The following is a 25,698-nucleotide window of genomic DNA, read 5'->3' on the forward strand; positions in this document are numbered from 1 at the left end:
TTCCCTCCCGAGGGTGCGGGGGAGACGTGCTGGCCCGGACCGTCAGGTGACCGGCGGGTAACTCCCTCGTCCAGCCCAACGAGACGACCGCCACAGGGTCACGCCCTGCGGCGGTCTGGGTCGATCTGGGTCGATCTGGGTCGATCTGGGTGGTGCCTCCGGCAGGATTCGAACCTGCGGCACCTGGTACCGGAAACCAGTGCTCTATCCCCTGAGCTACGGAGGCCAGCCCCTTCCCGGGCAGGCCCGGTCCAGCGCGCGGTGAAGACTACCGGTCGGGGGACGAGGTCGTGAAACCGCCTCGCCCGACGTCGTACGCCGTCAGCGCAGGGCCAGCGAGCCGGACGTGTCGGCGGCGAAGGGGAGTGCGTCGTGCTCGGCGATGCGGGCGTCCATCTTCTCGGCGACGTCAGCCGGCCACGGTGCCGTGCGCCGGGTCTTGAGGTCGATGTGGAGGAAGATCTCCTCGACCACGCACGCGACCTCCTTCTCGGTCTCGTCGAGCAGGTAGATGAGCGCGTGCGCCGCGCGCTCCGAGCGGCCGAGCAGGCGGACGCGGGCCGACATCGTGTCGCCCGTCTGCAGCTCGTTGATGTAGGTGACGTGGTGCTCGGCGGTGAAGCACGCCTGCTGGTGGGTCAGCGGCCACATCTGCGGGATGCCGACCTCGACGAGCGACTCGTCGAGGCCCTCGCTGGCGATGCCGACGTAGTGGCGGACGTTCAGGTGGCCGTTGATGTCCTCGAAGGGCATCGGCACGGGCTGCTCGACGTAGGCCGGGAGGGCGATCAGCTGGTCGTAGGTGGGGTGCGTCGTCACAGCCCGAACCATAGGGCAGGCCGGGCACGGCGACGGTGGCCACGGCGTGAAACCGGTTCGGTCGGTGGCAGGCGCCGCCGATAGGCTTGCCCGGTGAATCCCGATCAGCTCTCCGAGACCATCGTCGACGTGCTGGGAGCCCTCGTGGCCGACGGCGCGATCACGCTTCCTGACGGCGTGCCGACCCAGGTCACGGTGGAGCGACCGCGGCAGAAGGGGCACGGCGACTACGCCACGAACGTCGCGATGCAGCTGGCCAAGAAGGCCGGGACCAACCCGCGCGCCTTCGCCGACCTCGTGGCCGACCGGCTGCGGGCCTCCGCCGGCATCGGCGAGGTCGAGGTCGCCGGTCCCGGCTTCCTCAACGTGAGCGTCGAGGCGGGCGCCCAGGGGCAGGTCGCGGCCGACATCGTGGCGGCCGGGTCGTCGTACGGCTCCGCGACGAGGCTCGCGGGCGAGAAGATCAACGTCGAGTTCGTCTCGGCTAACCCCACCGGCCCGCTGCACCTCGGCGGCACCCGCTGGGCCGCCGTCGGCGACGCGCTGGTCCGGGTGCTCCAGTTCTCCGGCGCCGAGGTCACCCGGGAGTACTACTTCAACGACCACGGTGCGCAGATCGACCGGTTCTCCGGCTCGCTCCTGGCGTCCGCGCGCGGTCGTGACGTGCCGGAGGACGGCTACGGCGGCGACTACATCAGCGAGATCGCCGACCAGGTCATCGCCAAGCGCCCCGACGTCACCGACCTGCCCGACGGCGAGGCGCAGGAGGTCTTCCGCGAGGTCGGGGTCAACCTGATGTTCGAGGAGATCAAGTCCGACCTCCACGACTTCGGGGTCGACTTCGACGTCTACTTCCACGAGAAGTCGCTCCACGACTCCGGGGCGGTCGAGCGCGCCATCGAGCGCCTCACCGAGATGGGCAACACCTACACCGAGGACGGCGCGCTGTGGCTGCGCACGGAGAAGTACGGCGACGACAAGGACCGGGTGATCGTGCGGTCCAACGGCACCCCCGCCTACATCTCCGGTGACCTCGGCTACTACCTCGACAAGCGCGAGCGTGGCTTCGACCGGTGCTTCATCCTGCTCGGCGCCGACCACCACGGCTACGTCGGCCGGATGATGGCGATGTGCGCCGCCTTCGGCGACACGCCGCGGCAGAACCTCGAGATCCTCATCGGCCAGATGGTCAACCTGCTCCAGGACGGCCAGCCGGTGCGGATGTCCAAGCGCGCCGGGACGGTCATCTCGATGAACGACCTCGTCGAGGCGATCGGGGTGGACGCCTCGCGCTACGTGCTGGCGCGCTACACCAACGACACCACGATCGACATCGACCTCGAGCTCTGGGCGAGGCAGTCCAACGACAACCCGGTCTACTACGTGCAGTACGCCCACGCGCGCACGTGCCGGATGGCGGAGAACGCCAAGCAGCTCGGCATGCAGCTCCCCGGCGCCGACTTCGATCCCTCGCTGCTCGCGCACGAGCGCGACGGCGAGCTGCTGCGGGCGCTGGCCGAGTTCCCACGCGTGGTGGCCAGCGCCGCCGACCTGCGCGAGCCGCACCGCATCGCGCGCTACCTCGAGGACACCGCGTCGGTCTTCAACAAGTGGTACGACACCAAGGAGTGCCGGATGCTGCCGCAGGGCGACGAGCCCGTCGGACCGGCCAACCTGGCGCGCCTCGTGCTCGTCCACGCCACGCAGACGGTCCTCGCCAACGGGCTGGGCCTGCTCGGCGTCTCCGCGCCCGAGAGGATGTGAGCGGCCGTGCCGACCGCCCACCCCTCCGGCTGGGCGCACGCCGACGGTGCCCTGTCCGCCCATCGACCGGGGGGACCGAACTGGCTGCGTGAGCCGGCCGACCCGAACGTCCTCGTCGACCACCTCTGGTCGCAGACCGCGGTCAAGGCCGACGGCGTGCTGAGCGTCGGGGGAGTGCCGCTGCCCGAGCTGGTGCGCGAGCACGGCTCACCGGCGTACGTCCTCGACGAGGCCGACTTCCGGGCGCGGGCCGGCGCCTTCCGCGACGCGTTCGCCGCCTACGACGTCTACTACGCCGGCAAGGCGTTCCTCAGCACCACCGTCGCGCGGTGGCTGGAGGAGGAGGGGCTCTCGCTCGACGTCTGCTCCGGCGGTGAGCTGACCGTCGCCGAGCGCGCCGGCTTCCCGATGGCGAAGGTCGGCTTCCACGGCAACAACAAGACCCTCGGCGAGCTCGAGCGGGCCGTCGAGCTCGGGGTCGGCCGGATCATCGTGGACTCGTTCCACGAGATCGAGCGGCTGGCCGCCGTCACCACCGAGCTCGGCCGCACCACCGGGGTGATGGTGCGGGTGACCGCCGGCGTCGAGGCGCACACGCACGAGTACATCGCCACCGCCCACGAGGACCAGAAGTTCGGCTTCTCGATCGCGAGCGGCGACGCCCTCGAGGCGGTGCGTCGCGTGCACGCCGCCCCGGGCCTGCGGCTGCTCGGGCTGCACTCGCACATCGGCAGCCAGATCTTCGACACCTCCGGCTTCGAGGTCGCCGCCCGCCGCGTGCTCGCGCTCCACGCCCGGGTCGGCGAGGAGCTCGGCGTCGAGATGCCCGAGATGGACCTCGGCGGTGGCTTCGGCATCGCCTACACCACCCAGGACGACCCGTCCGACCCCTCGCGGCTCGCCACCGAGATCACCACGATCGTCGAGCACGAGTGCCGCGCCCTCGGGGTGGCCGAGCCGCGGCTCTCCATCGAGCCCGGTCGCGCGATCGTCGGCCCGGCGATGTGCACCGTCTACGAGGTCGGCACGGTCAAGGAGGTCGCCCTCGACGGCGGCGCCCGTCGTTCCTACGTCTCGGTCGACGGCGGGATGAGCGACAACATCCGCACCGCCCTCTACGACGCCGACTACTCCGCCACGATCGCCTCCCGCGACTCCGGGGCCAGCCCGACGCTGTCGCGGGTGGTGGGCAAGCACTGCGAGGCCGGGGACATCGTCGTCAAGGACGAGTTCCTGCCCGGCGACGTGCGTCCCGGGGACCTCGTCGCGGTGCCGGGAACGGGCGCCTACTGCAGATCCATGGCCTCCAACTACAACCACGCGCTGCGTCCTCCGGTGATCGGAGTTCGGGACGGGAAGACTTTCACCGTGTTGCGACGAGAGACTGTCGCCGACCTGTTGGCGACCGATGTGGGTGTTTCTTGATGAGTGAGGGTGCGAAGTCGCTCAAGGTGGCGGTGCTCGGCTGTGGTGCCGTGGGGTCCCAGGTGGTGCGGCTGCTGACCGAGCAGGCCGACGACCTGACGGCCCGGGTGGGTGCGCCGGTCGAGCTGGTGGGCGTCGCCGTACGCCGCCTCGACGCGCCCCGCGACGTCGAGGTGCCCGAGGGCCTGTTGACCACCGACGCCACCGGGCTGGTGTCCCGCGACGACGTCGACCTGGTCGTCGAGGTGATCGGCGGCATCGAGCCCGCGCGATCCCTCATCCTCGCCGCGCTGGAGAACGGCGCCAGCGTGGTCACCGCCAACAAGGCCCTGCTGGCCGAGGACGGCCCGACGCTCTTCGAGGCCGCGGCCAAGGCCGAGCGCGACCTCTACTACGAGGCCGCCGTCGCCGGCGCCATCCCGATCCTGCGCCCGCTGCGCGAGTCGCTCGCCGGTGACAAGGTGACCCGGGTCCTCGGCATCGTCAACGGCACCACCAACTTCATCCTCGACAAGATGGACTCCTCCGGGGCGGGCTTCTCCGAGGCGCTGGAGGAGGCGCAGCAGCTCGGCTACGCCGAGGCCGACCCGACTGCCGACGTGGAGGGCTTCGACGCCGCCGCGAAGGCCGCGATCCTGGCCAGCCTCGCCTTCCACTCGCGCGTCACCGCCTCCGACGTCTACCGCGAGGGGATCTCCGAGGTCACCGCCGCCGACGTGGCCAGCGCCCGCGACATGGGCTCGGTCGTCAAGCTGCTCGCGATCTGCGAGCTCCGGCCCGGACCCCACGGCGACCAGGTCGCCGCCCGCGTCCACCCGGCCATGATCCCGCGCTCGCACCCGCTCGCCAGCGTCCGCGAGGCCTACAACGCGGTCTTCGTCGAGTCCGAGGCGGCCGGCCAGCTCATGTTCTACGGTCCCGGGGCCGGTGGCGCGCCGACCGCCAGCGCCGTGCTCGGCGACCTCGTCACCGTGGCCCGCAACCGCCTCGCCGGCACCCGCGGCGCGGGGGAGTCGGCGTACGCCGATCGCGCGGTGCAGCCGATGGGCGAGACCCGCACCCGCTACCACGTCGCCATCGACGTCGACGACCGCGCGGGCGTGCTCGCGGCGGTCGCCAACGCCTTCGCCGACCACGACGTGTCGATCCAGACGGTCCGGCAGGAGGGCCGCGGGGCCGACGCCCAGCTCGTCGTCGTCTCGCACGCCGCCTCCGACGCCGCGCTCAGCGCGACCGTCGACCAGCTGCGCAACATGGACATCGTCCGCGAGGTCACCTCGGTGATGCGCGTCGAGGGAGGGGACGAGTGAGCACCGGCATGACCACGACGACCAGTGGGACGACCAACGGCCAGTGGCGCGGGGTCATCGAGGAGTACCGCGACCTCCTCGAGATCCCCGAGGGCCTGGCGGCCGTCACCCTCCGCGAGGGCGGCACCCCGCTGGTGCACTCGGAATGGCTCACCGGCGCCACCGGCGGCCAGGTGTGGCTCAAGGTCGAGGCCAACAACCCCACCGGCTCCTTCAAGGACCGCGGCATGACCGCGGCCATCTCGGTGGCGAAGCACGAGGGCGCGCAGGCCGTGGTCTGCGCCTCGACGGGCAACACCTCGGCGTCGATGGCCGCCTACGCCGCCAAGGCGGGGCTCAAGCCGCTCGTGCTGATCCCCGAGGGCAAGATCGCCGCCGGCAAGATGGCGCAGGCCGTCGTGCACGGTGCGCAGATCATCATGGTGCGCGGCAACTTCGACCACTGCCTCGACATCGCGCGCGGGCTGGCTCGCGACTACCCGGTGGCACTGGTGAACTCGGTCAACCCCGTCCGCCTCCAGGGCCAGAAGACCGCGTCCTTCGAGGTCGTCGACTTCCTCGGCGACGCCCCCGACTACCACCTGCTGCCCGTCGGCAACGCCGGCAACATCGCGGCGTACTGGCTCGGCTACCAGCAGTACGTCGAGCTCGGGCGGGCCACGAGGAAGCCCGTCATGCGGGGCTTCCAGGCCGAGGGCGCCGCGCCCCTCGTGACCGGCGAGCCCTTCCCGGACCCCGAGACCAAGGCGACCGCGATCCGCGTCGGCAACCCGGCCTCGTGGCACCTCGCCGAGATGGCGGCCAAGGAGTCCGAGGGTCGCTTCGCCGCGGTCTCCGACGCCCAGATCCTCGCCGCGCAGATCGAGCTGGCGCGCCGCGACGGCGTCTTCGTCGAGCCGGCCTCGGCGGCCGGTGTCGCCGGCCTGCTGGCCGAGCTGGCCGCGGGCGAGAGCTACGCCGGGCGCACGGTGGTCATCACGGTGACCGGTCACGGCCTCAAGGACACCGCCACCGCCCTGGAGTCGTTCGGCGACATTGTCGACACCGTGGTGGACGCCGACGTCGCGGCCGCGGCTGCGGCCGCCGGACTGGCCTGAGGGCGGTCGATGACGTTCATCGACGGGCCGGTGCGGGTCACCGTCCCGGCCACCTCGGCCAACCTCGGCCCGGGCTTCGACTCGCTGGGCCTTGCCCTCTCGCTCCGCGACGAGCTCGAGGCGGAGGTGCTCACCGACGGCCTGGTCGTCGAGGTCGACGGAGCCGGCGCAGGTGCGGACGGGACCGGCGTCCCCCGCGACGAGTCGCACCTCGTCGTCCGCTCCATGCGCGCCGCCTTCGCGCTCATGGGGGAGCAGCCGCCCGGCCTGCGCCTGTCGTGCCACAACGTCATCCCGCACGCCCGCGGGCTCGGGTCGTCCTCGGCCGCGATCGTCGCCGGCGTGGTGCTGGCCCGCGCGCTGGTCGCCGGGGGACAGCTGCTCGCCTCCGACGAGGCGCTGTTCGACCTCGCCGCCGACCTCGAGGGCCACCCCGACAACGTCGCCCCGGCCTTCTACGGCGGCTTCGTGATCAGCGGGCGCGAGGACGACCGCTGGTACGCCGTCCGTGCGGGCGTCGACCCGCGGATCACGGCCGTCGCCTTCGTGCCGCCCACGGGGGTGGAGACCAAGGTCGCCCGCGGGCTGCTGCCCGACGTCGTCGCGCACGCCGACGCCGCGGCCAACTCCGGTCGCGCCGCCCTGTTGGTCGCCGCCCTCACCGGGCAGCCCGAGCACCTGCTCGCCGGCACCCGGGACTGGCTGCACCAGGACCAGCGCGAGCCGGCCATGCCGGAGACGCTCGCGCTCGTCCGCCGCCTGCGCGCGGACGGCGTACCGGCCGTGGTCTCGGGCGCCGGGCCGACCGTGCTGGCGTTCGGGTCGAGTGACACCGCGGCGCTGAGGGCGAGCTGCCCGGACGGGTGGGCGTGTCACGACCTCGCGATCGAGCCTGACGGGGCCGTGCTGCTAACCTGAGCGGGCGCCGTTCGGCGTACTGCCCGTCCCGTTCCTCGTGTCCACCTCGAGGGATGCGTGCTCGGGCGACCACCATCCGCCTCGCAGGCCGCTCGAGCGCTCGCAGGCGACGCAACGTGCGAAGGATCCACGTGACCGAGACTCCCTCGAAGCCTGCCAAGAAGGCCGCTTCGAAGTCCTCCAGCAAGCCGTCCGGCCTCGGCTCGATGCTGCTGGCCGACCTCAAGTCGATGGCCGTCGGCCTCGGCATCCCCGGCGCCGGCTCGATGAAGAAGGCCCAGCTCGTCGACGCCATCAAGGCCGCCGGCACCCCGATCAGCTCCGCCCCTGCCGCGGACGCCCCTCGTGCCGAGGCATCGTCGGCCGCGACGGCTCCCGCCGAGACGAACGCCGAGACGAACGCCGAGACGAACGCCGAGACGAACGCCGAGGCGACCGCCGAGCCGGCCTCTGAGCCGGCCTCTGAGCCGGCCTCCGGGACGACTCCCGAGCCGACGTCCGCCGAGCCGGAGGAGCGGACCACCGTCCAGACGACGGTGCGCACCCGCACCCGCAAGCAGCGCCAGGCCGAGCAGGCCGAGCAGCGCTCCGAGCAGCCCGCTGACGCGCAGGGCCGGCAGGACCGGTCCCAGGACCAGCCGCAGGACCAGCCGCAGGACCGGCAGAAGGACCAGAAGGGCGACCAGAAGCAGGCCAAGGGCCAGCAGGGTGGCAACCAGGGCAAGCGCCAGCAGGACCAGAACAAGGGCCAGCAGGACCAGAACAAGGGCCAGCAGGACCAGAACAAGGGCCAGCAGGGCAACCAGCAGGGCAACCAGCAGGGCGGCAAGCAGGCGCAGGCCGACCAGCGCGGCCAGCAGGGCAACCAGCATGCGAACCAGCAGGGCAACCAGAACCCCGGCAACCAGAACCAGAACAGCCAGGACCTCGACGACGACGAGGACGGCGAGGGCGGCAGCCGCCGCAACCGGCGCCGCCGCGGCCGCGACCGCACGACCGTGCGCGCCGGCACCCGCAACGAGCCGGACACCACGATCCTCGAGGACGACGTCCTGGTGCCGGCTGCCGGCATCCTCGACGTGCTCGACAACTGCGCGTTCGTCCGCACCTCGGGCTACCTGCCGGGCACCGAGGACGTCTACCTGTCGCTGTCGATGGTGCGGAAGTACCACCTCCGCCGCGGTGACGCCGTGGTCGGCCAGGTCCGCCAGCCCCGCGAGGGCGAGCGCCGCGAGAAGTTCAACCCGATGGTCCGCATCGACAGCGTCAACGGCACCGAGGCCGAGGGCGCCAAGGAGCGCCCGGAGTTCTCCGACGCCGTCCCGGTGCACCCGCACCAGCGCCTGCGCCTCGCGGTCGAGGGCGACCTCACCGGCCAGGTCATCGACATCGCGGCGCCGATCGGCAAGGGCCAGCGCGGCCTCATCCTGACCCCGCCCCGCACCGGGGCCACCTCGCTCCTGCAGTCGATCGCCCGCTCGGTGACGACCAACAACCCCGAGTGCCACGTAATGGTCGTGCTCGTCGACGCCCGTCCCGAGGAGGTCACCGACTTCCAGCGCGCGGTCAAGGGCGAGGTCGTCGCCTCGACGTTCGACCGGCAGCCGGCCGACCACACCCTGGTCGCCGAGCTGGCCATCGAGCGGGCCAAGCGGCTCGTCGAGCTGGGCCACGACGTCGTCGTGCTGCTGGACTCCCTCACCCGCCTCGGGCGCGCGTACAACCTCGCGGCCCCGGCCAACGGGCGGGTGCTCGCCGGGATCGTCGACGCCTCCGCGGTCCACCCGACCAAGGAGTTCTTCGGCGCCGCGCGCAAGATCGAGGACGGCGGGTCGCTGACCGTGCTGGCCACGGTCGCGGTCGGCACCGGGTCGGCCACCGACGAGTTCTTCCTCGAGGAGATCGCCGGCACGGAGAACCTCGAGCTCGCGCTCAGCGCGGACCGTGCGGCCAAGGGCATCGTCCCGGCGGTCGACGTCACCGCCTCGGGCACGCGCCACGAGGAGAAGCTCCTGGCGCCCGCCGAGGGTGCGGTAGTGGGCGGCCTGCGCAAGCAGATCGCGGCAGCCGACACCCAGCAGGCCGTCGTCAAGGCGATCGGTCGCTGACGGGAATTCCCGGATTCGCTTCGCTGTTCATACCGGTGGCACACTTGTGCGTCGGTTCCGGTTCACGTCCTATGCGATCCACGCGGGCGACCCGGAACAATTCGAGAGGACACCCATGAAGAAGGACACTCACCCCGACTACGTCGAGACCGCCGTGACCTGCACGTGCGGCGCGTCGTTCACCACCCGCAGCACCGCGACCTCCGGCTCGATCCACGCCGACGTCTGCTCGCAGTGCCACCCGTTCTACACCGGCAAGCAGAAGATCCTCGACACCGGCGGCCGCGTCGCCCGGTTCGAGTCCCGCTACGGCAAGAAGGCTGCTGCCGAGAGCAAGTAGTCCACGCCAGGCGCCGGTCGCCCGCTCCGTGCGGGTGGCCGGCGCCTTGCTGTCTGTCCATGGGTGTGCCGAGCAGGAGGAGTGGAGCGAGATGTTCGAGGCCGTCGAGGGCATGCGTGCCGAGCACGCCGAGCTCGAGCAGCGACTGGCGCTCCCAGAGACGCATGCCGACCAGCGCCTGGCCAAGCAGCTCAACCAGAGGTACGCCGAGCTGACCGCGGTCGTCACCACGTGGCAGGAGTGGCTCCAGCTCGGTGACGACATCGAGGCGGCGCGCGAGCTCGCGTCCGACGACCCGGCCTTCGCCGAGGAGGCCGAGGAGCTGACACACCGCCGCGAGGTCGCGAGCGAGCGGTTGCGTCGCCTGCTCGTGCCGCGCGACGCCGCCGACGGCAAGGACGCGCTCCTCGAGATCAAGTCGGGGGAGGGCGGTGAGGAGTCGGCGCTGTTCGCGGGCGACCTGCTCCGGATGTACTCCCGCTACGCCGAGGCGCGCGGCTGGAGCGTCGAGGTCCTCGACTCCACCGAGTCCGACCTCGGCGGCTTCAAGTCCGTCACGGCCGCCGTGAAGGCCAGGGGCGCCGTCGAGCCCGGCCAGGCGCCGTACGCCCTGCTCAAGTTCGAGGGCGGCGTCCACCGCGTGCAGCGGGTGCCCGTGACCGAGTCGCAGGGTCGCGTGCACACCTCCGCCGCCGGCGTCCTGGTGATGCCCGAGGCCGAGCAGGTCGACGTCGAGATCAACGACAACGACCTGCGCATCGACGTCTACCGCTCCAGCGGACCCGGTGGCCAGAGCGTCAACACCACCGACTCGGCGGTGCGGATCACCCACCTCCCCACCGGCATCGTGGCCAGCTGCCAGAACGAGAAGAGCCAGCTCCAGAACAAGGAGCAGGCGATGCGGATCCTCCGGGGGCGCCTGCTCCAGGCCGCCCAGGACGCCGCCGACGCCGAGGCCAGCGACGCACGTCGCTCGCAGGTGCGCACCGTCGACCGCTCCGAGCGGATCCGCACCTACAACTTCCCGGAGAACCGGATCTCCGACCACCGCACCGGCTACAAGTCCTACAACCTCGACCAGGTGCTCGACGGCGACCTCCAGCCGGTGCTCGACTCGTGCGTCGAGGCCGACATGGCGGTCCGGCTCGCGGCACTCGAGTCGTGATGCGGGCCAGCGCGGCCCGCCGAGCCGCCGCGGCACGGCTGAGGGAGGCCGGCGTCGCCTCCCCGGAGCGCGACGCGGACCTCCTGCTCGCCCACGTGCTCGACGTACCCCTCGGCCGGCTGCCGCTCGTCGACGACCTCAGCGAGGACGACCAGGGGCAGTACGACGCCCTCCTCGCGCGCCGCGCGGCCCGCGAGCCGCTGCAGCACCTGACCGGCACCGCGGCGTTCCGGCACGTCGAGCTGGCCGTCGGCCCGGGGGTCTTCGTGCCCCGCCCCGAGACCGAGCTCCTCGCGGGGTGGGCCATCGACGTGGCCTCGACCCTCTCGTCCCCGGTCGTGGTCGACCTCTGCACCGGCTCGGGGGCGATTGCCAGGTCCGTCGCCGACGAGGTGCCCGGTGCCGAGGTGCACGCGGTCGAGCTCGACGAGGGCGCACTGGCCTGGGCCGAGCGCAACCTCGCCGGCACCGGCGTCGACCTGCGCCACGGTGACCTCGCGACGGCCTTCGACGACCTCGCGGGCATGGTCGACGTCGTCGTCTGCAACCCGCCCTACATCCCGCTCGAGGCGTGGGAGTCGGTGGCCGCGGAGGCACGTGACCACGACCCCTACCTGGCGCTGTTCTCCGGCCAGGACGGCCTCGACGCGATGCGTGTCCTGGAGCGGCGGGCCGCGCTGCTGCTGCGTCCCGGGGGAGTGGTCGGTGCCGAGCACGCCGACGTGCAGGGGGTGTCCGCGCCCGCCGTCTTCGCGGCGTCCGGCCGCTGGGTCGACGTCGCCGACCACCTCGACCTCGCGGGTCGAGCGCGCTACGTGACGGCGAGACTGGCACGATGAGCGGCGTGGACAGGTTCGAGACCTCGACCGAGGAGGAGCGCGAGGCAGCGATCACCGCTGCCGCCGGCGCCGTACGACGCGGAGAGCTGGTGGTCATCCCCACCGACACCGTCTACGGCATCGCCGCCGACGCCTTCTCGCACGACTCCGTGAAGGCGCTGCTGGAGGCGAAGGGCCGCGGGCGCGACATGCCCCCGCCGGTGCTGGTGTCGGCCGCGACGACGCTCGACGCGCTCGCGGAGGGGGTGCCCACGTGGGCTCGCACCCTGGTCGAGCAGTTCTGGCCGGGCCCGCTGACGCTCGTGTGCCGCCAGCAGGCCTCCCTCATGTGGGACCTCGGCGAGACCCGCGGCACCGTCGCGGTCCGGATGCCCGACGACGAGGTCGCCCTCGCCGTGCTCGAGCGCACCGGCCCGCTCGCGGTCAGCTCGGCCAACACCACCGGCCGGCCCGCGGCGACCGACGCGGCCACGGCCGAGGAGATGCTGGGCGACGCGGTCTCCGTGATCGTCGACGCCGGCACCTCGCCGGGTGGCGAGGCCTCCACGATCATCGACTGCACGGTCCCGGAGGGACGCGTCCTGCGCCACGGCGCGCTGTCGCTCGAGACGCTCAACGCGGCCCTCGAGGAGCACGGCGTCGTGCTCGTGGACGAGGACTGACGGCGGCCCGTGCGGGAATACCTCCTCGTCTTCCTGGTCGCCCTCTCGGTGACCTACCTGCTCACCGTCGTCGCACGCGAGATCGCGCTGCGCACGGGAGCCGTCGCCCAGGTCCGTGACCGCGACGTGCACGCGGAGCCGATCCCCTACCTCGGCGGGCTGGCGATGCTGGGCGGTCTCGTCGCGGCGTACGTCGTCGCGCAGCGGCTGCCCTTCCTGGGCGGGCAGAGCGAGTTCTTCGTCTTCAACGACGCCGGCGTCGTGCTGCTGGCCGGTGCGCTCGTGTGCGCGGTCGGCGTCATCGACGACATCTTCGACCTCGACGCGCTGACCAAGCTCGGGGGCCAGGTGCTGGCGGCCGGGCTGCTGGTCGCGCTCGGCGTGCGGTTCTACTACTTCCCGGGGCCCGACGGGGTGCAGTTCTCCCTCGACGACGCCCAGGGCGCCCTGCTCACGCTCGTCGTCGTCATCGGCACCATGAACGCGGTGAACTTCGTCGACGGCCTCGACGGCCTCGCTGCCGGGGTGGTCGGCATCGGGGCGGCGGCCTTCTTCTTCTACTGCTACATGGTCTCGGACCAGAACAACCTCACCCTCGCCACCACCGGCGCCCTGCTGAGCGCCGCTCTGGCGGGCGCGTGCGCGGGGTTCCTGCCGCACAACTTCCACCCCGCTCGCCTCTTCATGGGCGACTCGGGCTCGATGCTGATCGGCCTGGTGCTCTCGGCCAGCGCGCTGACCCTCACCGGCCAGTTCGTCGGGATGCCGGCCACCGAGGGCAACAGCCTCTTCGTGACCGTGCTGCCGGTGCTGCTGCCCATCTCGCTGCTGATGGTGCCGATGGTCGACCTCGTGCTCGCCGTCGTACGACGCACCCGGGCGGGCCGCTCGCCGATGAGCGCCGACAAGCAGCACCTGCACCACCGCCTGCTGGAGATCGGGCACTCCCAGCGCCGCGCGGTGCTGATCATGTGGATGTGGGCCTTCACCATCTCCACCGGCGCCGTGATCGTCAGCCTCTCGAGCAGCCCCGGGGTCTGGTGGGGCCTCGGCGCGATGCTGGCGCTGACCGTGGCGCTGACCTTCCTGCTGCCCAAGGTGCACCGCCCGCGCAAGACCGGGCTCGGTGACACCGGGCTGCCGGAGAACGCGCTGGTCGAGGGCCGGTCCGCGGACCCGCTCGACGAGCCCGGGGGCGAGGCGGACGCGGACTTGACCGCAGCCTCCGAACAGGGTGTCGTGGAGGCCTCCGGTGGCACCGGGACGGGTCCGGGCGAGACCGTCGCCTGATCCCGGTTGGGGGCCCTCGGAGACTTTGTGATAACTTTCACGAGCAGTCCAGAACTGCTTCCCAACTGAGTCGCACCGACCTCTTGAGAGACAGGCCGCCGCCATGACGACCGAGTCGAAGCACACGACCCGCACCGGGTCGTCGCCGCTCCTCGGTGCGTGGGGCGCAGGTGCCGTCGCGCTCCTGCTGCTCGTCGTGCTGGCCGCCTTCGCGGACGGGCGGCCGGCCGTCGTCGGCGCGGCCGTCGGGGGAGTGCTCACGCTCGCCGTCTTCGGGTTCGGCCTCGCCATCGTGTCCACGGTCGCGCGCGTGATGCCGTCGGCTTCGCTGCTGGTCGCGCTGATGACCTACGCCCTCCAGCTACTCGTCCTCGCGCTCTGCGTGGCCGCGATCGACCGGGCCGGCATCGGCCCCGACACCCTCCGGCCGAGCTGGTTCGCGGCGGGGGTGATCGTGGTGACGCTGCTCTGGCTGGCGGGCCAGGTGCTGGCCTCCGTGCGGCAGCGGATCCCGGTCTACGACCTCCCCGAGGAGGCTGGTGAGGGTCACCTCACCCAGCCCGTGCGGGCAGGTGCTCCGGTCGATCACCCCGGGGGTGAGCGATGAGCGAAACCGCTGCTAGTGTCCGGTCTGCGATGGCTCGACAGCTTCCCCCGACGGCCTCACCCGACGACGACACCCCCAAGGGCGACCCCTGGCACGCCTTCGGCTACATCGTCTCGGGCGTGGCGTTCTACGGGCTGGCGGGCTGGGCGCTCGATCGGTGGCTCGGAACGGACTTCCTCGTGGCGATCGGCATCCTCGTCGGTGCCGGCTTCGGGATCTACATGACGTATGCACGGTTCAACAAGGCAGTAGGAGACTGACTCGATGTTCGGCATCACGATGGCGGCGTCCGGTGACGAGTTCGTCGCCCCGGGCCCCAACAGCTTCGACTTCTCCGAGGTCCCGCTGTTCCACCTCGGTGGGCTCGCGGTCACCAAGCCCATGGTCCAGCTGCTCTTGGGTGCGGTCATCGTCTTCGGCTTCTTCTGGGTCGCCTTCCGCCGCCCGCAGCTCGTGCCGGGCCGGATGCAGTTCGCCGGCGAGAGCGCCTACGGCATGGTTCGCAACTCGATCGGCCGCGACATCATCGGCAGCCGCGACTTCGTCAAGTTCGTGCCCTACCTGGTGACGATCTTCTTCTTCCTCCTGATCAACAACGTGATGGCCTCGATCCCCGCGATCCAGTTCCCGACGTTCTCGCGTGCCTCGATGGCCTACGCGCTCGCCGGCCTGAGCTGGGTCATCTACAACGGGGTCGGCATCAAGAAGCACGGCTTCGTGGGCTACCTCAAGCTGCAGAGCGTGCCGAGCGGCGTCAGCCCGCTGATGTACCCGCTGCTGGTCCCGCTGGAGTTCTTCTCCAACATCCTGGTCCGCCCCGCGACGCTGGCGCTGCGACTCTTCGCCAACATGTTCGCCGGCCACCTGCTGATGATCCTGTTCACCACCGGTGGCCTCTTCCTCCTCCAGTACGGCGGCATCGGCTACGTCGCGGGTCCCGCCGCCTGGCTGCTCGCCATCGCCATCGGCTTCCTCGAGCTGCTGGTGCAGTTCCTGCAGGCCTACGTCTTCACCCTGCTCAACGCGATGTACATCTCCGGTGCACTCGCCGACGAGCACTGATCCACCCGCACCATCCTGATCTGCACCACCCCTACCTGAAGTAGCACCAACCGAAAGGAAACTGCCGTGGACGGCACTCTCAACGGCTCGCTCAACATGATCGGCTACGGTCTGGCGGCCATCGGCCCCGGTATCGGCATCGGCCTGATCTTCGCGGCCTACATCTCCGGTGTCGCACGTCAGCCGGAGGCCCAGGGCCGCCTGCAGTCGATCGCCATCCTGGGCTTCGCTCTCGCCGAGGCACTCGCGATCATCGGCATCGCGCTCGCCTTCGTCCTGAACTGACGCTGGCCCTCCACCGACCTAGGACTGCCACATGCAGAATCTGATCATCCTCGCCGCTGCCGAGGGCGAGAACGAGGGCGGCCACGCCCCGGAGAACCCGCTCGGCTTCGTGCCCGTCGAGTTCGCCCTGTCGCTCGTCATCTTCGGCCTGCTGCTCTTCCTCATCTGGAAGTTCGTCGCCCCGCGCTTCGAGCAGACCTTCGCCGAGCGCACCCAGGCGATCGAGGGTGGCATCGCCGCGGCCGAGTCCAAGCAGGCCGAGGCCGACGCCAAGCTCGCCGAGCTGGAGAAGCAGCTCGCCGACGCCCGGCACGAGGCGGCGCGCATCCGCGAGGAGGCGCGTGAGCAGGGTGCCCAGATCGTGGCGGAGATGCGGGAGACGGCCCAGGCCGAGTCCGCCCGCATCGTCGAGCACGGCAAGGCCCAGATCGAGGCCGAGCGCCAGCAGGCGGTCACCTCGCTCCGTGCCGAGGTCGGCACCCTCGCGACCGGCCTGGCCGGTCGCATCGTCGGCGAGAGCCTGGAGGACGAGGCTCGTCAGAGCCGCGTCGTCGAGCGCTTCCTCGCCGAGCTCGAGGCCGACAACGGTGCCTCGTCGGGGAGTGTCAACTGATGATGCGAGGTGCGTCCGCAGACGCCTACGCCGCAGCCGCCGCCGTGCTTCCGGGCACCGGCGACCTGGGCCGGGTGGGGCAGGACCTGTTCGGGACGGCGGACCTGCTCCGCGCCGAGCCGGGCCTGCGCCGGGTCGCCACCGACGTGTCGATCCCGGCCGAGGCCAAGGCCGAGCTGCTCCGCGGGGTGCTGGCCGGCAAGGTCGCGCCCGAGTCCCTCGACGTCGTCACCGCTGCGGTCTCGCAGCGGTGGACCGCCGGACGTGACCTGGGCGACGCCCTGGAGCAGCTGGGCGTCGTCGCCACGGTGCGCTCCACCGGCAGTGAGGCCACTCGCCTCGAGGACGAGGTCTTCGCGGTGGGCCGGCTCGTGCAGGAGAACCCTGCGCTGCGCGACGCGCTCTCCGACCCGGCCCGCAGCCGGGGCGACAAGGCGGACCTGGTCAAGGGTCTGCTGGGCGACAAGGTCCTGCCCGCGACGGTCGCGCTCGTGCAGCAGGCGCTGTCCGGCAGCCACCGCACCGTCGCGGTCGCGCTGGCGGCCTTCCAGAAGGTGGCGGCCGAGGTCCGTGGGGAAGGGGTCGCGACCGTTCGCGTCGCCCGCCCCCTCTCGGGCGCCGACCGCGACCGGCTCGCCGGCGCGCTGGCGCGCAGCTACGGCCGCGAGGTCCACCTCAACGTCATCGTCGACCCCGACGTCATCGGTGGCATCCGTGTCGAGATCGGCGACGACGTCGTCGACGGGACGGTGTCCAGCCGCCTCGACGACGCCGGACGCAGGCTCGCCGGCTGACGCCCCACCGACAACCCAGAACTTTTCGAGCAGAGCAGACCCAGAGAACAGGTGAGATGAAATGACGGAGCTGTCCATCCGTCCGGACGAGATCCGGGACGCGCTTCAGCGCTTCGTGTCGGACTACAAGCCCGACTCGGCGACCAAGGAAGAGGTCGGCACGGTTGCCGAGGCCGCCGACGGCATCGCCCGCGTGAGCGGTCTGCCCTCGGTCATGGCCAACGAGCTGCTCGAGTTCGAGGACGGCACGCTCGGCCTCGCCCTCAACCTCGACACCCGCGAGGTGGGCGTCGTGGTCCTGGGTGACTTCGACAAGATCGAGGAGGGCCAGACCGTGCGTCGCACGGGCGAGATCCTTTCGGTCCCGGTCGGGGAGAACTACCTCGGCCGCGTGGTCGACCCGCTCGGCAACCCGATCGACGGCCTCGGCGACATCGCCTCCGACGAGCGTCGCGCGCTGGAGCTCCAGGCTCCCGGCGTGATGGTGCGCAAGTCGGTGCACGAGCCGCTCGCCACCGGCATCAAGGCGATCGACGCCCTGACGCCTGTGGGCCGTGGCCAGCGCCAGCTGATCATCGGTGACCGCGCGACCGGCAAGACCACGATCGCGATCGACACGATCATCAACCAGAAGCAGAACTGGGAGTCCGGTGACCCGGACAAGCAGGTGCGCTGCATCTACGTCGCCATCGGCCAGAAGGGCTCGACCATCGCCTCCGTGCGTGGTGCCCTCGAGGAGGCCGGCGCCCTGGAGTACACGACCATCGTGGCCTCCCCGGCGTCCGACTCGGCCGGCTTCAAGTACCTCGCCCCCTACACCGGCTCGGCCATCGGCCAGCACTGGATGTACGCCGGCAAGCACGTGCTGATCGTGTTCGACGACCTGACCAAGCAGGCCGAGGCCTACCGCGCCGTGTCGCTGCTGCTGCGTCGCCCGCCGGGCCGCGAGGCCTACCCCGGTGACGTGTTCTACCTGCACAGCCGGCTCCTCGAGCGTTGCGCGAAGCTCTCCGACGACATGGGCAAGGGCTCGATGACGGGTCTGCCGATCATCGAGACCAAGGCCAACGACGTCTCGGCGTTCATCCCGACCAACGTCATCTCGATCACCGACGGCCAGATCTTCCTGCAGTCCGACCTGTTCGCGGCCAACCAGCGCCCGGCGATCGACGTGGGTGTCTCGGTCTCGCGCGTGGGTGGCTCGGCCATGACGAAGGCGATGAAGGCCGTCACCGGCTCGCTCAAGGTCGACCTGGCGCAGTTCCGCGCCATGGAGGCCTTCGCGATGTTCGCCTCCGACCTCGACGCCGCCTCGCGCCAGCAGCTCGACCGTGGCCAGCGCCTGATGGCCCTGCTCAAGCAGCCGCAGTACTCGCCGTACCCGGTCGAGGAGATGACCGTCTCCCTGTGGACCGGCACGTCGGGTCGCCTCGACAAGGTCCCGACCGACGACGTGCTGCGCTTCGAGAACGAGTTCCTCGACTACCTGCGTCGCAGCCACGAGGGCATCCTCGCCGGCATCCGCGAGACCCAGAAGTTCGAGGACTCCACCGAGGACCAGCTCGCTGCGGCCTACGACTCCTTCCTCGACCAGTTCGAGACCTCCGACGGCCAGAGCATCAAGGCCGGCAAGGAGGAGCACGTCGCTCTCGAGGACGAGGACGTCGAGCAGGAGCAGATCGTCAAGCAGAAGCGGGGCTGAACCATGGCTCTCTCGGTACGCGAGTACCGCGCGCGGATCAAGTCGACGGAGTCGATGAAGAAGATCACGCGTGCCATGGAGCTCATCGCCGCGTCCCGGATCATCAAGGCGCAGCAGCGGGCCCAGGCCGCAGCGCCGTACGCCCGTGAGCTCACCCGCGCGGTGTCGGCCGTGGCGACGTTCTCCAACGTCGACCACGCCCTCACCCTCGAGCCGGAGGACCCCAAGCGGGCGGCGATCCTGATCGTCACCTCCGACCGCGGTCTGGCGGGTGCCTACTCCTCGAGCGTGCTCAAGGAGGCCGAGCGCCTCATCGAGAAGCTCAAGGGCGAGGGCAAGGAGGTCGACCTCTACATCTCCGGACGCAAGGGCGAGGCCTACTTCAAGTTCCGCCAGCGCGCCGTGGTGCAGGCCTGGACGGGTCACTCCGACCAGCCGACCTACGACGTGGCGGCCGAGATCGGCGCCCGGCTCATCGAGACCTTCCTCGCCGAGGAGGGTGACGGCGGCGTCGACGAGGTGCACGTGGTCTACACGCGCTTCCGCTCGATGCTCAGCCAGGAGCCGACCGCCGTACGCCTGCTGCCGCTGGAGGTCGTCGAGGGCACGGAGGCGCCCGAGGAGGGTGACCTGCTGCCGCTCTACGAGTTCGAGCCGTCGCCGTCCGACGTCCTGGACTCGCTGCTGCCGCGCTACGTCCAGAGCCGGATCTTCTTCGCCCTGCTGCAGGCGGCCGCCTCCGAGCTCGCCGCCCGACAGAAGGCGATGAAGGCTGCGACGGACAACGCGGACGAGCTCATCAAGAAGTACAAGCGCATCGCCAACCAGGCTCGCCAGGCTGGCATCACACAGGAAATCAGCGAGATCGTCGGTGGCGTCAACGCGCTCGCCGACGCACAAGCCGGGAGTGAATGAGATATGACTGCCACCATCAACGAGTCCGCGGAGACCACCTCTGCAGGCGGCGTGGGCCGCATCGCCCGCGTCATCGGCCCGGTCGTGGACATCGAGTTCCCGACCGACTCCATGCCGCCCCTCTACAACGCGCTCACGTGCGAGTTCCAGCTGAGCGGCGAGACCCACTCGATCATCCTCGAGGTCGCCCAGCACATCGGTGACGGCATGGTCCGCGCCATCTCGATGAAGCCGACCGACGGCCTCGTCCGCGGCGGCCAGGTCGTCGACACCGGTGAGTCGATCACCGTGCCGGTCGGCGACGCGACGCTCGGCAAGGTGTTCAACACCACCGGCGACGTGCTCAACCTGGCCGAGGGCGAGACCTTCGAGCCCGCCGAGCGGTGGGGCATCCACCGCAAGGCCCCGGCCTTCGACCAGCTGGAGTCGAAGACCCAGATGTTCGAGACCGGCATCAAGGTCATCGACCTGCTCACCCCCTACGTCCAGGGCGGCAAGATCGGCCTGTTCGGCGGTGCCGGCGTCGGCAAGACCGTGCTCATCCAGGAGATGATCGCGCGCGTCGCCAAGGACCACGGCGGTGTGTCGGTGTTCGCCGGGGTGGGCGAGCGCACCCGTGAGGGCAACGACCTCATCGTCGAGATGGAGGAGGCCGGCGTCCTCGGGCAGACCGCCCTCGTCTTCGGCCAGATGGACGAGCCGCCGGGCACCCGCCTGCGGGTCGCGCTGTCCGCCCTGACGATGGCGGAGTACTTCCGCGACGTGCAGAAGCAGGACGTGCTGCTCTTCATCGACAACATCTTCCGCTTCACCCAGGCCGGCTCCGAGGTCTCCACGCTGCTCGGCCGCATGCCGTCCGCCGTGGGCTACCAGCCCAACCTGGCCGACGAGATGGGTCAGCTGCAGGAGCGCATCACCTCGACGCGTGGTCACTCGATCACGTCGCTCCAGGCGATCTACGTCCCCGCCGACGACTACACCGACCCGGCCCCGGCCACGACGTTCGCCCACCTGGACGCCACGACCGAGCTGTCGCGCGAGATCGCCTCGCTCGGCATCTACCCGGCCGTGGACCCGCTGACGTCGACCTCGCGCATCCTCGACCCGCAGTACATCGGCGAGGACCACTACCGCTGCGCGGTGCGGGTCAAGCAGATCCTGCAGCGCAACAAGGAGCTCCAGGACATCATCGCGATCCTCGGTGTCGACGAGCTCTCCGAGGAGGACCGCATCATCGTCTCCCGTGCGCGTCGCATCCAGCGCTTCCTGTCGCAGAACACCTACGTCGCCAAGCAGTTCACCGGCATCGAGGGTTCGACCGTCCCGGTGGCCGACACCATCGAGGCGTTCAACAAGATCGCCGACGGCGAGTACGACCACGTGGCCGAGCAGGCCTTCTTCATGTGCGGCGGTCTGGACGACGTCGAGCAGAAGTGGGCCGAGATCCAGAAGAGCCTCTGATGGCAGAGTCCTCCGGCAAGGTCCTCCAGGTCGAGCTGGTCGCCGCCGACCGTCTCGTCTGGTCGGGCCAGGCCACCATGGTCATCGCCCGCACCACGGAGGGCGACGTCGGCATCCTGCCCAACCACGCTCCGCTGCTGTCCTCGATCATCGAGGGTGTCGTGGACGTGCAGACGGTGGACGGCGAGACCTGGATCGCGGCGGTCGACGCCGGCTTCCTCTCGGTCGCCGACAACCGGGTCTCGATCCTCTCCGAGCGGGCCGAGATGTCGCACGAGATCGACCTCGAGCACGCCCGGGCCGAGCTCGAGCGCTGCAAGCAGGCCGGCGAGAACGACGACGAGGCGCAGGAGAAGGTCCGTCGCGCCGAGGCACGGGTCCGTGCCGCGGAGCGGGCCTCCTGACAGTCGTCAAGACACTGGCGCTAGGGTGAGCGCACGAACCGCAGGGTTCGTGCGCTCATCTGTATTTCTCGGTGCTTCTGGTCGGACCGCCCCGGGCGGTCGAAGGGATGCGTGGATGCCGGTCTGGGAGTGGCTGCTCGACCTGGTCGGGCTCTTCCTGCTGCTTGCCCTGCTCTACGGCATCACCCTCATCGTGCGACGCCGCCTCCTGGCCCGCCACGGCGGCACCTTCGAGCTGAGCTACCGCGTCCGTCCCGAGCACCCCGGCCGCGGCTGGCTCCTCGGCATCGGTCGCTACTCCGGGCAGTCCCTGGAGTGGTTCCGGATCTTCTCGCTCTCGCCGCGCCCCAAGCGCGTGTGGGCGCGCGACCTCCTCGAGTACTCCGGCCGTCGGGCCCCTGCCGGGCCCGAGGAGATGTCGCTCTACGACGGTCACGTGGTGGCGTCGTGCCACTACAGCGGCGATCCCCTCGAGATCGCGATGAGCGAGGCGTCGCTCACCGGGTTCCAGGCCTGGCTCGAGTCCGGTCCTCCCGGCACCGACTGGAACCGTCGCTAGCCGCTCGCCCGTCCGGTCGAGCGACCCACCCGCAGCGTGACGGGCAGCAGCACGTCGGCGGCGGGCTCGTCGGCGACCCGGGCCAGAGCGGCACCCGCCGTCGCCCGGCCCTTCTCGGCGAACGGCTGGACCACCGTGGTGAGCTCGAGGTCGAGCCACGGGGTGTCGATGCCGTCGAAGCCGGCGACGCTGAGGTCGCCCGGCACGTCGAGGTCGCGCCGGCGGGCCTCGAGCACGACCGCCGCGGCCTGGACGTCGCTCTGGCACACGATCGCCGTCACGTCCGGCTCGCCGTCGAGGAAGGCCGAGGCCAGATCCTGGGCGGCGGTGAGGTCGCTGACGCAGCGACCGACCACGACCGCGTCGGGGAACACCTCGCGCAGGCCGGCCTCGCGCTCGCGCTGCGGGTGCGACTCCTGGAGCGTGAGGGTCGCGACGCGGCGGTGCCCGAGGTCGTGCAGGTGGCGGGCGACCGAGGCAGACCCTCCGCGGTGGTCGATGTCGATGAACGTGGCGCCCGGCCACGCCGGCCCCTCCACGACGACCAGCGGCACGTCACGCGCGACGAGGTCGTCGTACGCCGCCCAGGTCTCCTGGCCGCAGACCTGGTAGATCACCGCGTCGAGGGGGAGCCGCGCGTGCTCGACGCTGTCGCCCATCAGGAGCAGGCCCATGCCGGCCGCCTCCAGCACCTCGGACACCGCGTCGAGCATCGGCAGCGCGGCCGGGTCGCGGAACGCGGTGCTCAGCGGCCCGACGGCGATGCCGACCACGCCACTGCGGCCCTGGCGCAGGTTGCGGGCCAGGGGGTTGGGCCCGGTGTAGCCGAGCGAGCCGGCGGCGGCGAGGACCCGCTCGCGGGTCGGCCCGGAGACGGGCTTGTTGCCGGAGAAGGCCAGCGACGCGGTCGAGAGCGACACGCCCGCGGCCGCGGCGACGTCGGCCAGGGTCGGGGTGCGAGTTGATCCGGACACGGGGCAGAGGTTAGCATCGAATCGATTCGATCGAAACGATTCGATCATCCGCGCACCGAGGAGAGCCGTGCCCCAGCTGACCGCCGCCCGCAACGCCGTCGGGCTGACGTTCTTCCTCAACGGGCTGGTCTTCGCCAGCTGGGTCTCGCGCATCCCCGAGGTGCGCTCCAGCTTCGAGCTCTCCAACGGCCAGCTCGGCCTGGTCCTGCTCGCCATCGCCATGGGGTCGGTCGCAGCGCTGCCGACCACCGGAGCCCTGATCAACCGCTGGGGGACCGTGCGCATCGTCCGGCTGGGTGCGGTCGCCGCGTCGGTCGGCATGCTCACGGCGGCGCTCAGCCTGGGCAACCTCCTGCCGGCGACGGTGGCCGGGTTGTTCGTCTACGGCCTCGGCATCGGGGTCTGGGACGTCGCGATGAACGTCGAGGCGGCTGAGGTCGAGCGTGGCCTCGGGCGCACGATCATGCCGCGCTTCCACGCCGGGTTCAGCGGCGGGACGGTCGTCGGCGCGCTGCTCGGCGCGCTCGTCGTCGAGGTCGATCTCCCCGCGGTGGTGCACCTGGTCACGATCGTCGTGATCGCCCTGGTCCTGGTCCTGCGCACCTCGCCGGCGTTCCTGCCGGTGGCCGAGACCCACGCGGAGCACCAGGTCTCCGCCGCGCGCGCGTGGCTCGAGCCGCGCACCCTGATGATCGGCGTGATGGTGCTCGCGCTCGCCATGACCGAGGGCACCGCCAACGACTGGCTCGCCGTCGCGCTCGTCGACGGGCACGACGTCTCCCACGCGACGGGGGTGGCGGGGTTCGCGGTGTTCGTGACGGCGATGACCGTCGGACGCTTCATCGGCACCGGCCTCATCGACCGGTTCGGCCGCGTGGTCGTCCTCTGGTCGACGATGGTGGTCGCGGGGGCGGGCGTGCTGCTGATCGTGTTCTCGACCCAGCCGGTCCTGGTCGTCCTCGGGATCGTGCTGTGGGGCGTCGGGGCCTCGCTCGGCTTCCCGGTCGGCATGAGCGCCGCGGCCGACGACCCGGTCCGGGCCGCCTCCCGGGTGAGCGTGGTGTCGACCATCGGCTATGCCGCCTTCCTCGCCGGCCCGCCCTTCCTCGGATTCGTCGGCGACGAGGTCGGCACCCTCAAGGCGCTCCTGGTGGTGGCGTTCCTGCTCCTGCCTGCGGCGCTGGTCGTCCCGTCCGCCCGCGAGCAGCAGCGGGTCAGCGCCCCACCCGCACGCTGACGCCGTCGGTCGCGGGCCAGCTCGACGCCGTACGACGATCGCCGCCGTCGCCGCGCGACCTGCCCGGGCACGTCATGGCGAAGGCCGACGACACGAGCTTCTGCGACAGCACGAGCTGCTTGCGGTACTGCTGCGGGACGTAGCTGCGACCCGTCATCGCGACGGTGACCTGCGTGCCGCGGCCCGCGGCCAGGGAGAACGTCACCGTGCCCCACGTGCCGCCGTCGTGCCCGTTGATCGTCGCGCCGCCCCGGCAGGGGTTGGGCACGGAGTAGGAGCCGAGGCCGTAGCCGGAGCCGGGAGCCACCTCGCGCTGCATGGTGCGCACCAGTCGGCGGGGGATGAGCCTGCCCGACTCCAGGGCTGCGTGGAAGTCGTTGAGGTCGGTGGTCGTGGAGACCAGGGACCCGGCCGAGGAGAACATCGACGGGTGGAACCGCTCCAGGGCGACGAGGCGGGGGAGTCGCGCGTACTCGGCGAGACGGGGCGCGGGGAGGCGCCGGTCGTCGGCGAAGAAGCTGTCGCCCATGCCCGCCGGGCGCAGGATGCGGCGCTCGGCGAGCGCGGCCACGGAGCGGCCCGTCGCCTGCGTGAGCAGCTGGCCGAGGACGACGTAGTTGGTGTTGCTGTAGGAGAACTCGCCCGGCGCCGTGACCGGCAGCTGCTGGGCCACGGCGATCAGCTGGGCGTCGGTCCACCGGTCGTCGGTGGCGTCGAGGAAGCCCTGGGTCGTGTCGGCCTCGGCGACGAGCGGGGTCAGGAACTCCGGGAGCCCGCTCGTGTGGCTGAGCAGCTGGCGCACCGTGACGGACTCCTGCCCCGGCCACAACCCGGGCGCGACCTCGCCGATCGTCGTGTCGAGGGTCCAGGTGCCCCGGTCGACCAGCTGCAGCGCCAGCACCGAGACGAGCTGCTTGGACACGCTGCCCGCCCGGTAGGCCGAGCCGGCCACGGCCGGGCGCCGCGGGTCGACCTGCGAGCTGCCCGCGGCCATCGACCACGTCTGGTCCCCGCGTCGCACCTCGACGTCGACCGCCACGGCTCCGGCCCCCCGGAGTCGCCGGACCAGCCGCTCGACCGCGTCGGAGCGCATCTCGGTGCGGGACCGGTCGGTGGAGGGCTGGTCGGTGGGGGCTTGGTCGGTGCGGGCCCGCTCGGCCGGCGCGGCCGTGGCCGCGCCGGTCGCGCCCAGGAGACCCGCCGCGACGGCGAGCGCGGTGGCGGCGGCCACCGTCCTGCCCGCCGGGCGGCGCCGTGGACGTGCTGTGGTCATCGAACGCATGAGCGTCCCTCCGATCGTCGTGGACGTGCCTGCCTCATGGCTACCACGCGATCCGGGCGCCGAAAC

Annotated in this window: 25 protein-coding genes, 1 tRNA gene and 1 pseudogene; 23 read left to right on the forward strand and 4 right to left on the reverse strand. The window is 71.3% G+C overall.

Annotated elements, in window-relative coordinates:
- Positions 1-150 precede the first annotated feature (150 nt).
- Together EUA93_RS19005 and EUA93_RS19010 are read right to left on the reverse strand one after the other, a co-directional pair.
- Positions 151-226: transfer RNA gene (locus tag EUA93_RS19005), tRNA-Arg, on the reverse strand.
- 95 nt (positions 227-321) lie between these two features.
- A complete protein-coding gene (locus EUA93_RS19010) occupies positions 322-819 on the reverse strand; it encodes a thioesterase family protein (protein ID WP_165355233.1) in 498 nt (165 codons plus the stop codon).
- A 93-nt stretch (positions 820-912) separates the two neighbouring features.
- On the opposite strand from EUA93_RS19010, the gene argS reads away from it, so the two are divergent.
- The 22 genes and pseudogenes from argS to EUA93_RS19120 all read left to right on the forward strand — a co-directional run bounded on the left by argS (position 913) and on the right by EUA93_RS19120 (position 22,139).
- Positions 913-2,583: an arginine--tRNA ligase gene (gene argS, locus EUA93_RS19015; protein ID WP_129401922.1), complete on the forward strand. Its 1,671-nt coding sequence runs from the start codon at positions 913-915 to the stop codon at positions 2,581-2,583.
- Positions 2,584-2,589: 6 nt separating this feature from the next.
- Positions 2,590-4,008, forward strand: coding sequence for a diaminopimelate decarboxylase (gene lysA, locus EUA93_RS19020; RefSeq protein WP_420819084.1), 1,419 nt, complete (start codon positions 2,590-2,592; stop codon positions 4,006-4,008).
- On the forward strand, positions 4,008-5,318 hold the full coding sequence (locus EUA93_RS19025) for a homoserine dehydrogenase (RefSeq protein ID WP_129401923.1): 1,311 nt from the start codon (positions 4,008-4,010) through the stop codon (positions 5,316-5,318). Before lysA ends, EUA93_RS19025 begins: the two co-directional genes overlap by 1 nt.
- An 8-nt stretch (positions 5,319-5,326) precedes the next feature.
- Positions 5,327-6,415: a threonine synthase gene (gene thrC, locus EUA93_RS19030; RefSeq protein ID WP_129401924.1), complete on the forward strand. Its 1,089-nt coding sequence runs from the start codon at positions 5,327-5,329 to the stop codon at positions 6,413-6,415.
- A gap of 9 nt (positions 6,416-6,424) precedes the next feature.
- Positions 6,425-7,333 carry a homoserine kinase gene (thrB, locus tag EUA93_RS19035; protein WP_129401925.1) on the forward strand — a complete coding sequence of 303 codons (909 nt, stop codon included), beginning with the start codon at positions 6,425-6,427 and terminating at the stop codon, positions 7,331-7,333.
- Positions 7,334-7,464: 131 nt separating this feature from the next.
- Positions 7,465-9,441, forward strand: coding sequence for a transcription termination factor Rho (gene rho, locus EUA93_RS19040; RefSeq protein WP_165355234.1), 1,977 nt, complete (start codon positions 7,465-7,467; stop codon positions 9,439-9,441).
- 115 nt (positions 9,442-9,556) lie between these two features.
- Positions 9,557-9,781, forward strand: coding sequence for a 50S ribosomal protein L31 (gene rpmE, locus EUA93_RS19045; protein WP_090969789.1), 225 nt, complete (start codon positions 9,557-9,559; stop codon positions 9,779-9,781).
- A 91-nt stretch (positions 9,782-9,872) separates the two neighbouring features.
- On the forward strand, positions 9,873-10,946 hold the full coding sequence (gene prfA, locus EUA93_RS19050; RefSeq protein WP_129401927.1) for a peptide chain release factor 1: 1,074 nt from the start codon (positions 9,873-9,875) through the stop codon (positions 10,944-10,946).
- Complete coding sequence (gene prmC / locus EUA93_RS19055) at positions 10,946-11,785, forward strand: peptide chain release factor N(5)-glutamine methyltransferase (protein WP_129402058.1); 840 nt, start codon at positions 10,946-10,948, stop codon at positions 11,783-11,785. The genes prfA and prmC overlap by 1 nt, the downstream gene beginning before the upstream one ends.
- Positions 11,782-12,447, forward strand: a complete 666-nt coding sequence (locus tag EUA93_RS19060; protein WP_129401928.1) for an L-threonylcarbamoyladenylate synthase — start codon at positions 11,782-11,784, stop codon at positions 12,445-12,447. The genes prmC and EUA93_RS19060 overlap by 4 nt, the downstream gene beginning before the upstream one ends.
- A 9-nt stretch (positions 12,448-12,456) precedes the next feature.
- Positions 12,457-13,524, forward strand: a pseudogene (locus EUA93_RS19065) (MraY family glycosyltransferase); the annotation flags it as partial.
- A gap of 316 nt (positions 13,525-13,840) precedes the next feature.
- Positions 13,841-14,344: a hypothetical protein gene (locus tag EUA93_RS19070; RefSeq protein ID WP_129401929.1), complete on the forward strand. Its 504-nt coding sequence runs from the start codon at positions 13,841-13,843 to the stop codon at positions 14,342-14,344.
- A gap of 29 nt (positions 14,345-14,373) precedes the next feature.
- Positions 14,374-14,604 (forward strand): AtpZ/AtpI family protein, encoded by a 231-nt coding sequence (locus EUA93_RS19075; RefSeq protein ID WP_129401930.1) that lies wholly within the window; start codon positions 14,374-14,376, stop codon positions 14,602-14,604.
- Positions 14,605-14,608: 4 nt separating this feature from the next.
- A complete protein-coding gene (atpB, locus tag EUA93_RS19080) occupies positions 14,609-15,406 on the forward strand; it encodes a F0F1 ATP synthase subunit A (protein WP_129401931.1) in 798 nt (265 codons plus the stop codon).
- A 96-nt stretch (positions 15,407-15,502) separates the two neighbouring features.
- Positions 15,503-15,691, forward strand: coding sequence for an ATP synthase F0 subunit C (gene atpE, locus EUA93_RS19085; RefSeq protein ID WP_207208869.1), 189 nt, complete (start codon positions 15,503-15,505; stop codon positions 15,689-15,691).
- A gap of 31 nt (positions 15,692-15,722) precedes the next feature.
- Positions 15,723-16,304, forward strand: a complete 582-nt coding sequence (locus tag EUA93_RS19090) for a F0F1 ATP synthase subunit B (protein WP_129401933.1) — start codon at positions 15,723-15,725, stop codon at positions 16,302-16,304.
- Positions 16,304-17,098, forward strand: a complete 795-nt coding sequence (locus tag EUA93_RS19095; protein WP_129401934.1) for a F0F1 ATP synthase subunit delta — start codon at positions 16,304-16,306, stop codon at positions 17,096-17,098. Before EUA93_RS19090 ends, EUA93_RS19095 begins: the two co-directional genes overlap by 1 nt.
- Before the next feature lie 61 nt (positions 17,099-17,159).
- Positions 17,160-18,800: a F0F1 ATP synthase subunit alpha gene (gene atpA / locus EUA93_RS19100; protein WP_090969798.1), complete on the forward strand. Its 1,641-nt coding sequence runs from the start codon at positions 17,160-17,162 to the stop codon at positions 18,798-18,800.
- Positions 18,801-18,803: 3 nt separating this feature from the next.
- Complete coding sequence (locus tag EUA93_RS19105) at positions 18,804-19,715, forward strand: F0F1 ATP synthase subunit gamma (RefSeq protein ID WP_129401935.1); 912 nt, start codon at positions 18,804-18,806, stop codon at positions 19,713-19,715.
- Positions 19,716-19,718: 3 nt separating this feature from the next.
- Complete coding sequence (atpD, locus tag EUA93_RS19110; protein WP_129401936.1) at positions 19,719-21,176, forward strand: F0F1 ATP synthase subunit beta; 1,458 nt, start codon at positions 19,719-19,721, stop codon at positions 21,174-21,176.
- The gene (locus EUA93_RS19115; protein ID WP_090969801.1) at positions 21,176-21,580 is read left to right on the forward strand and encodes a F0F1 ATP synthase subunit epsilon; all 405 of its coding nucleotides are present in this window, start codon (positions 21,176-21,178) and stop codon (positions 21,578-21,580) included. Before atpD ends, EUA93_RS19115 begins: the two co-directional genes overlap by 1 nt.
- A gap of 115 nt (positions 21,581-21,695) precedes the next feature.
- Entirely contained in the window at positions 21,696-22,139 is a 444-nt protein-coding gene (locus tag EUA93_RS19120) for a DUF2550 domain-containing protein (RefSeq protein WP_129401937.1), read from the forward strand.
- Here the strand turns inward: EUA93_RS19120 and EUA93_RS19125 are convergent.
- Positions 22,136-23,113 carry a LacI family DNA-binding transcriptional regulator gene (locus EUA93_RS19125; protein ID WP_165355235.1) on the reverse strand — a complete coding sequence of 326 codons (978 nt, stop codon included), beginning with the start codon at positions 23,111-23,113 and terminating at the stop codon, positions 22,136-22,138. The two genes, EUA93_RS19120 and EUA93_RS19125, sit on opposite strands and share 4 nt — an antisense overlap.
- 67 nt (positions 23,114-23,180) lie before the next feature.
- Here EUA93_RS19125 and EUA93_RS19130 point away from each other — a divergent pair, with 67 nt between their 5' ends.
- Positions 23,181-24,350 carry an MFS transporter gene (locus EUA93_RS19130; protein ID WP_129401939.1) on the forward strand — a complete coding sequence of 390 codons (1,170 nt, stop codon included), beginning with the start codon at positions 23,181-23,183 and terminating at the stop codon, positions 24,348-24,350.
- Here EUA93_RS19130 and EUA93_RS19135 read toward each other — a convergent pair.
- Positions 24,328-25,623, reverse strand: coding sequence for a serine hydrolase domain-containing protein (locus EUA93_RS19135; RefSeq protein WP_165355236.1), 1,296 nt, complete (start codon positions 25,621-25,623; stop codon positions 24,328-24,330). The two genes, EUA93_RS19130 and EUA93_RS19135, sit on opposite strands and share 23 nt — an antisense overlap.
- Positions 25,624-25,698: the final 75 nt, after the last annotated feature.

The organism is Nocardioides oleivorans, from assembly GCF_004137255.1.
GTDB classification, from domain to species: Bacteria; Actinomycetota; Actinomycetes; order Propionibacteriales; family Nocardioidaceae; genus Nocardioides; species Nocardioides oleivorans.

Bases quoted from the DNA above. Each gene is read 5' to 3' on its own strand.
- EUA93_RS19025 (WP_129401923.1), top strand. From the start codon at position 4,008: ATGAGTGAGGGTGCGAAGTCGCTCAAGGTGGCGGTGCTCGGCTGTGGT.
- thrC (WP_129401924.1), top strand. From the start codon at position 5,327: ATGACCACGACGACCAGTGGGACGACCAACGGCCAGTGGCGCGGGGTC.
- thrB (WP_129401925.1), top strand. From the start codon at position 6,425: ATGACGTTCATCGACGGGCCGGTGCGGGTCACCGTCCCGGCCACCTCG.
- rpmE (WP_090969789.1), top strand. From the start codon at position 9,557: ATGAAGAAGGACACTCACCCCGACTACGTCGAGACCGCCGTGACCTGC.
- prfA (WP_129401927.1), top strand. From the start codon at position 9,873: ATGTTCGAGGCCGTCGAGGGCATGCGTGCCGAGCACGCCGAGCTCGAG.
- prmC (WP_129402058.1), top strand. From the start codon at position 10,946: ATGCGGGCCAGCGCGGCCCGCCGAGCCGCCGCGGCACGGCTGAGGGAG.
- EUA93_RS19060 (WP_129401928.1), top strand. From the start codon at position 11,782: ATGAGCGGCGTGGACAGGTTCGAGACCTCGACCGAGGAGGAGCGCGAG.
- EUA93_RS19070 (WP_129401929.1), top strand. From the start codon at position 13,841: ATGACGACCGAGTCGAAGCACACGACCCGCACCGGGTCGTCGCCGCTC.
- EUA93_RS19075 (WP_129401930.1), top strand. From the start codon at position 14,374: ATGGCTCGACAGCTTCCCCCGACGGCCTCACCCGACGACGACACCCCC.
- atpB (WP_129401931.1), top strand. From the start codon at position 14,609: ATGTTCGGCATCACGATGGCGGCGTCCGGTGACGAGTTCGTCGCCCCG.
- atpE (WP_207208869.1), top strand. From the start codon at position 15,503: ATGATCGGCTACGGTCTGGCGGCCATCGGCCCCGGTATCGGCATCGGC.
- EUA93_RS19090 (WP_129401933.1), top strand. From the start codon at position 15,723: ATGCAGAATCTGATCATCCTCGCCGCTGCCGAGGGCGAGAACGAGGGC.
- EUA93_RS19095 (WP_129401934.1), top strand. From the start codon at position 16,304: ATGATGCGAGGTGCGTCCGCAGACGCCTACGCCGCAGCCGCCGCCGTG.
- atpA (WP_090969798.1), top strand. From the start codon at position 17,160: ATGACGGAGCTGTCCATCCGTCCGGACGAGATCCGGGACGCGCTTCAG.
- EUA93_RS19105 (WP_129401935.1), top strand. From the start codon at position 18,804: ATGGCTCTCTCGGTACGCGAGTACCGCGCGCGGATCAAGTCGACGGAG.
- atpD (WP_129401936.1), top strand. From the start codon at position 19,719: ATGACTGCCACCATCAACGAGTCCGCGGAGACCACCTCTGCAGGCGGC.
- EUA93_RS19115 (WP_090969801.1), top strand. From the start codon at position 21,176: ATGGCAGAGTCCTCCGGCAAGGTCCTCCAGGTCGAGCTGGTCGCCGCC.
- EUA93_RS19120 (WP_129401937.1), top strand. From the start codon at position 21,696: ATGCCGGTCTGGGAGTGGCTGCTCGACCTGGTCGGGCTCTTCCTGCTG.
- EUA93_RS19135 (WP_165355236.1), bottom strand. From the start codon at position 25,623: ATGACCACAGCACGTCCACGGCGCCGCCCGGCGGGCAGGACGGTGGCC.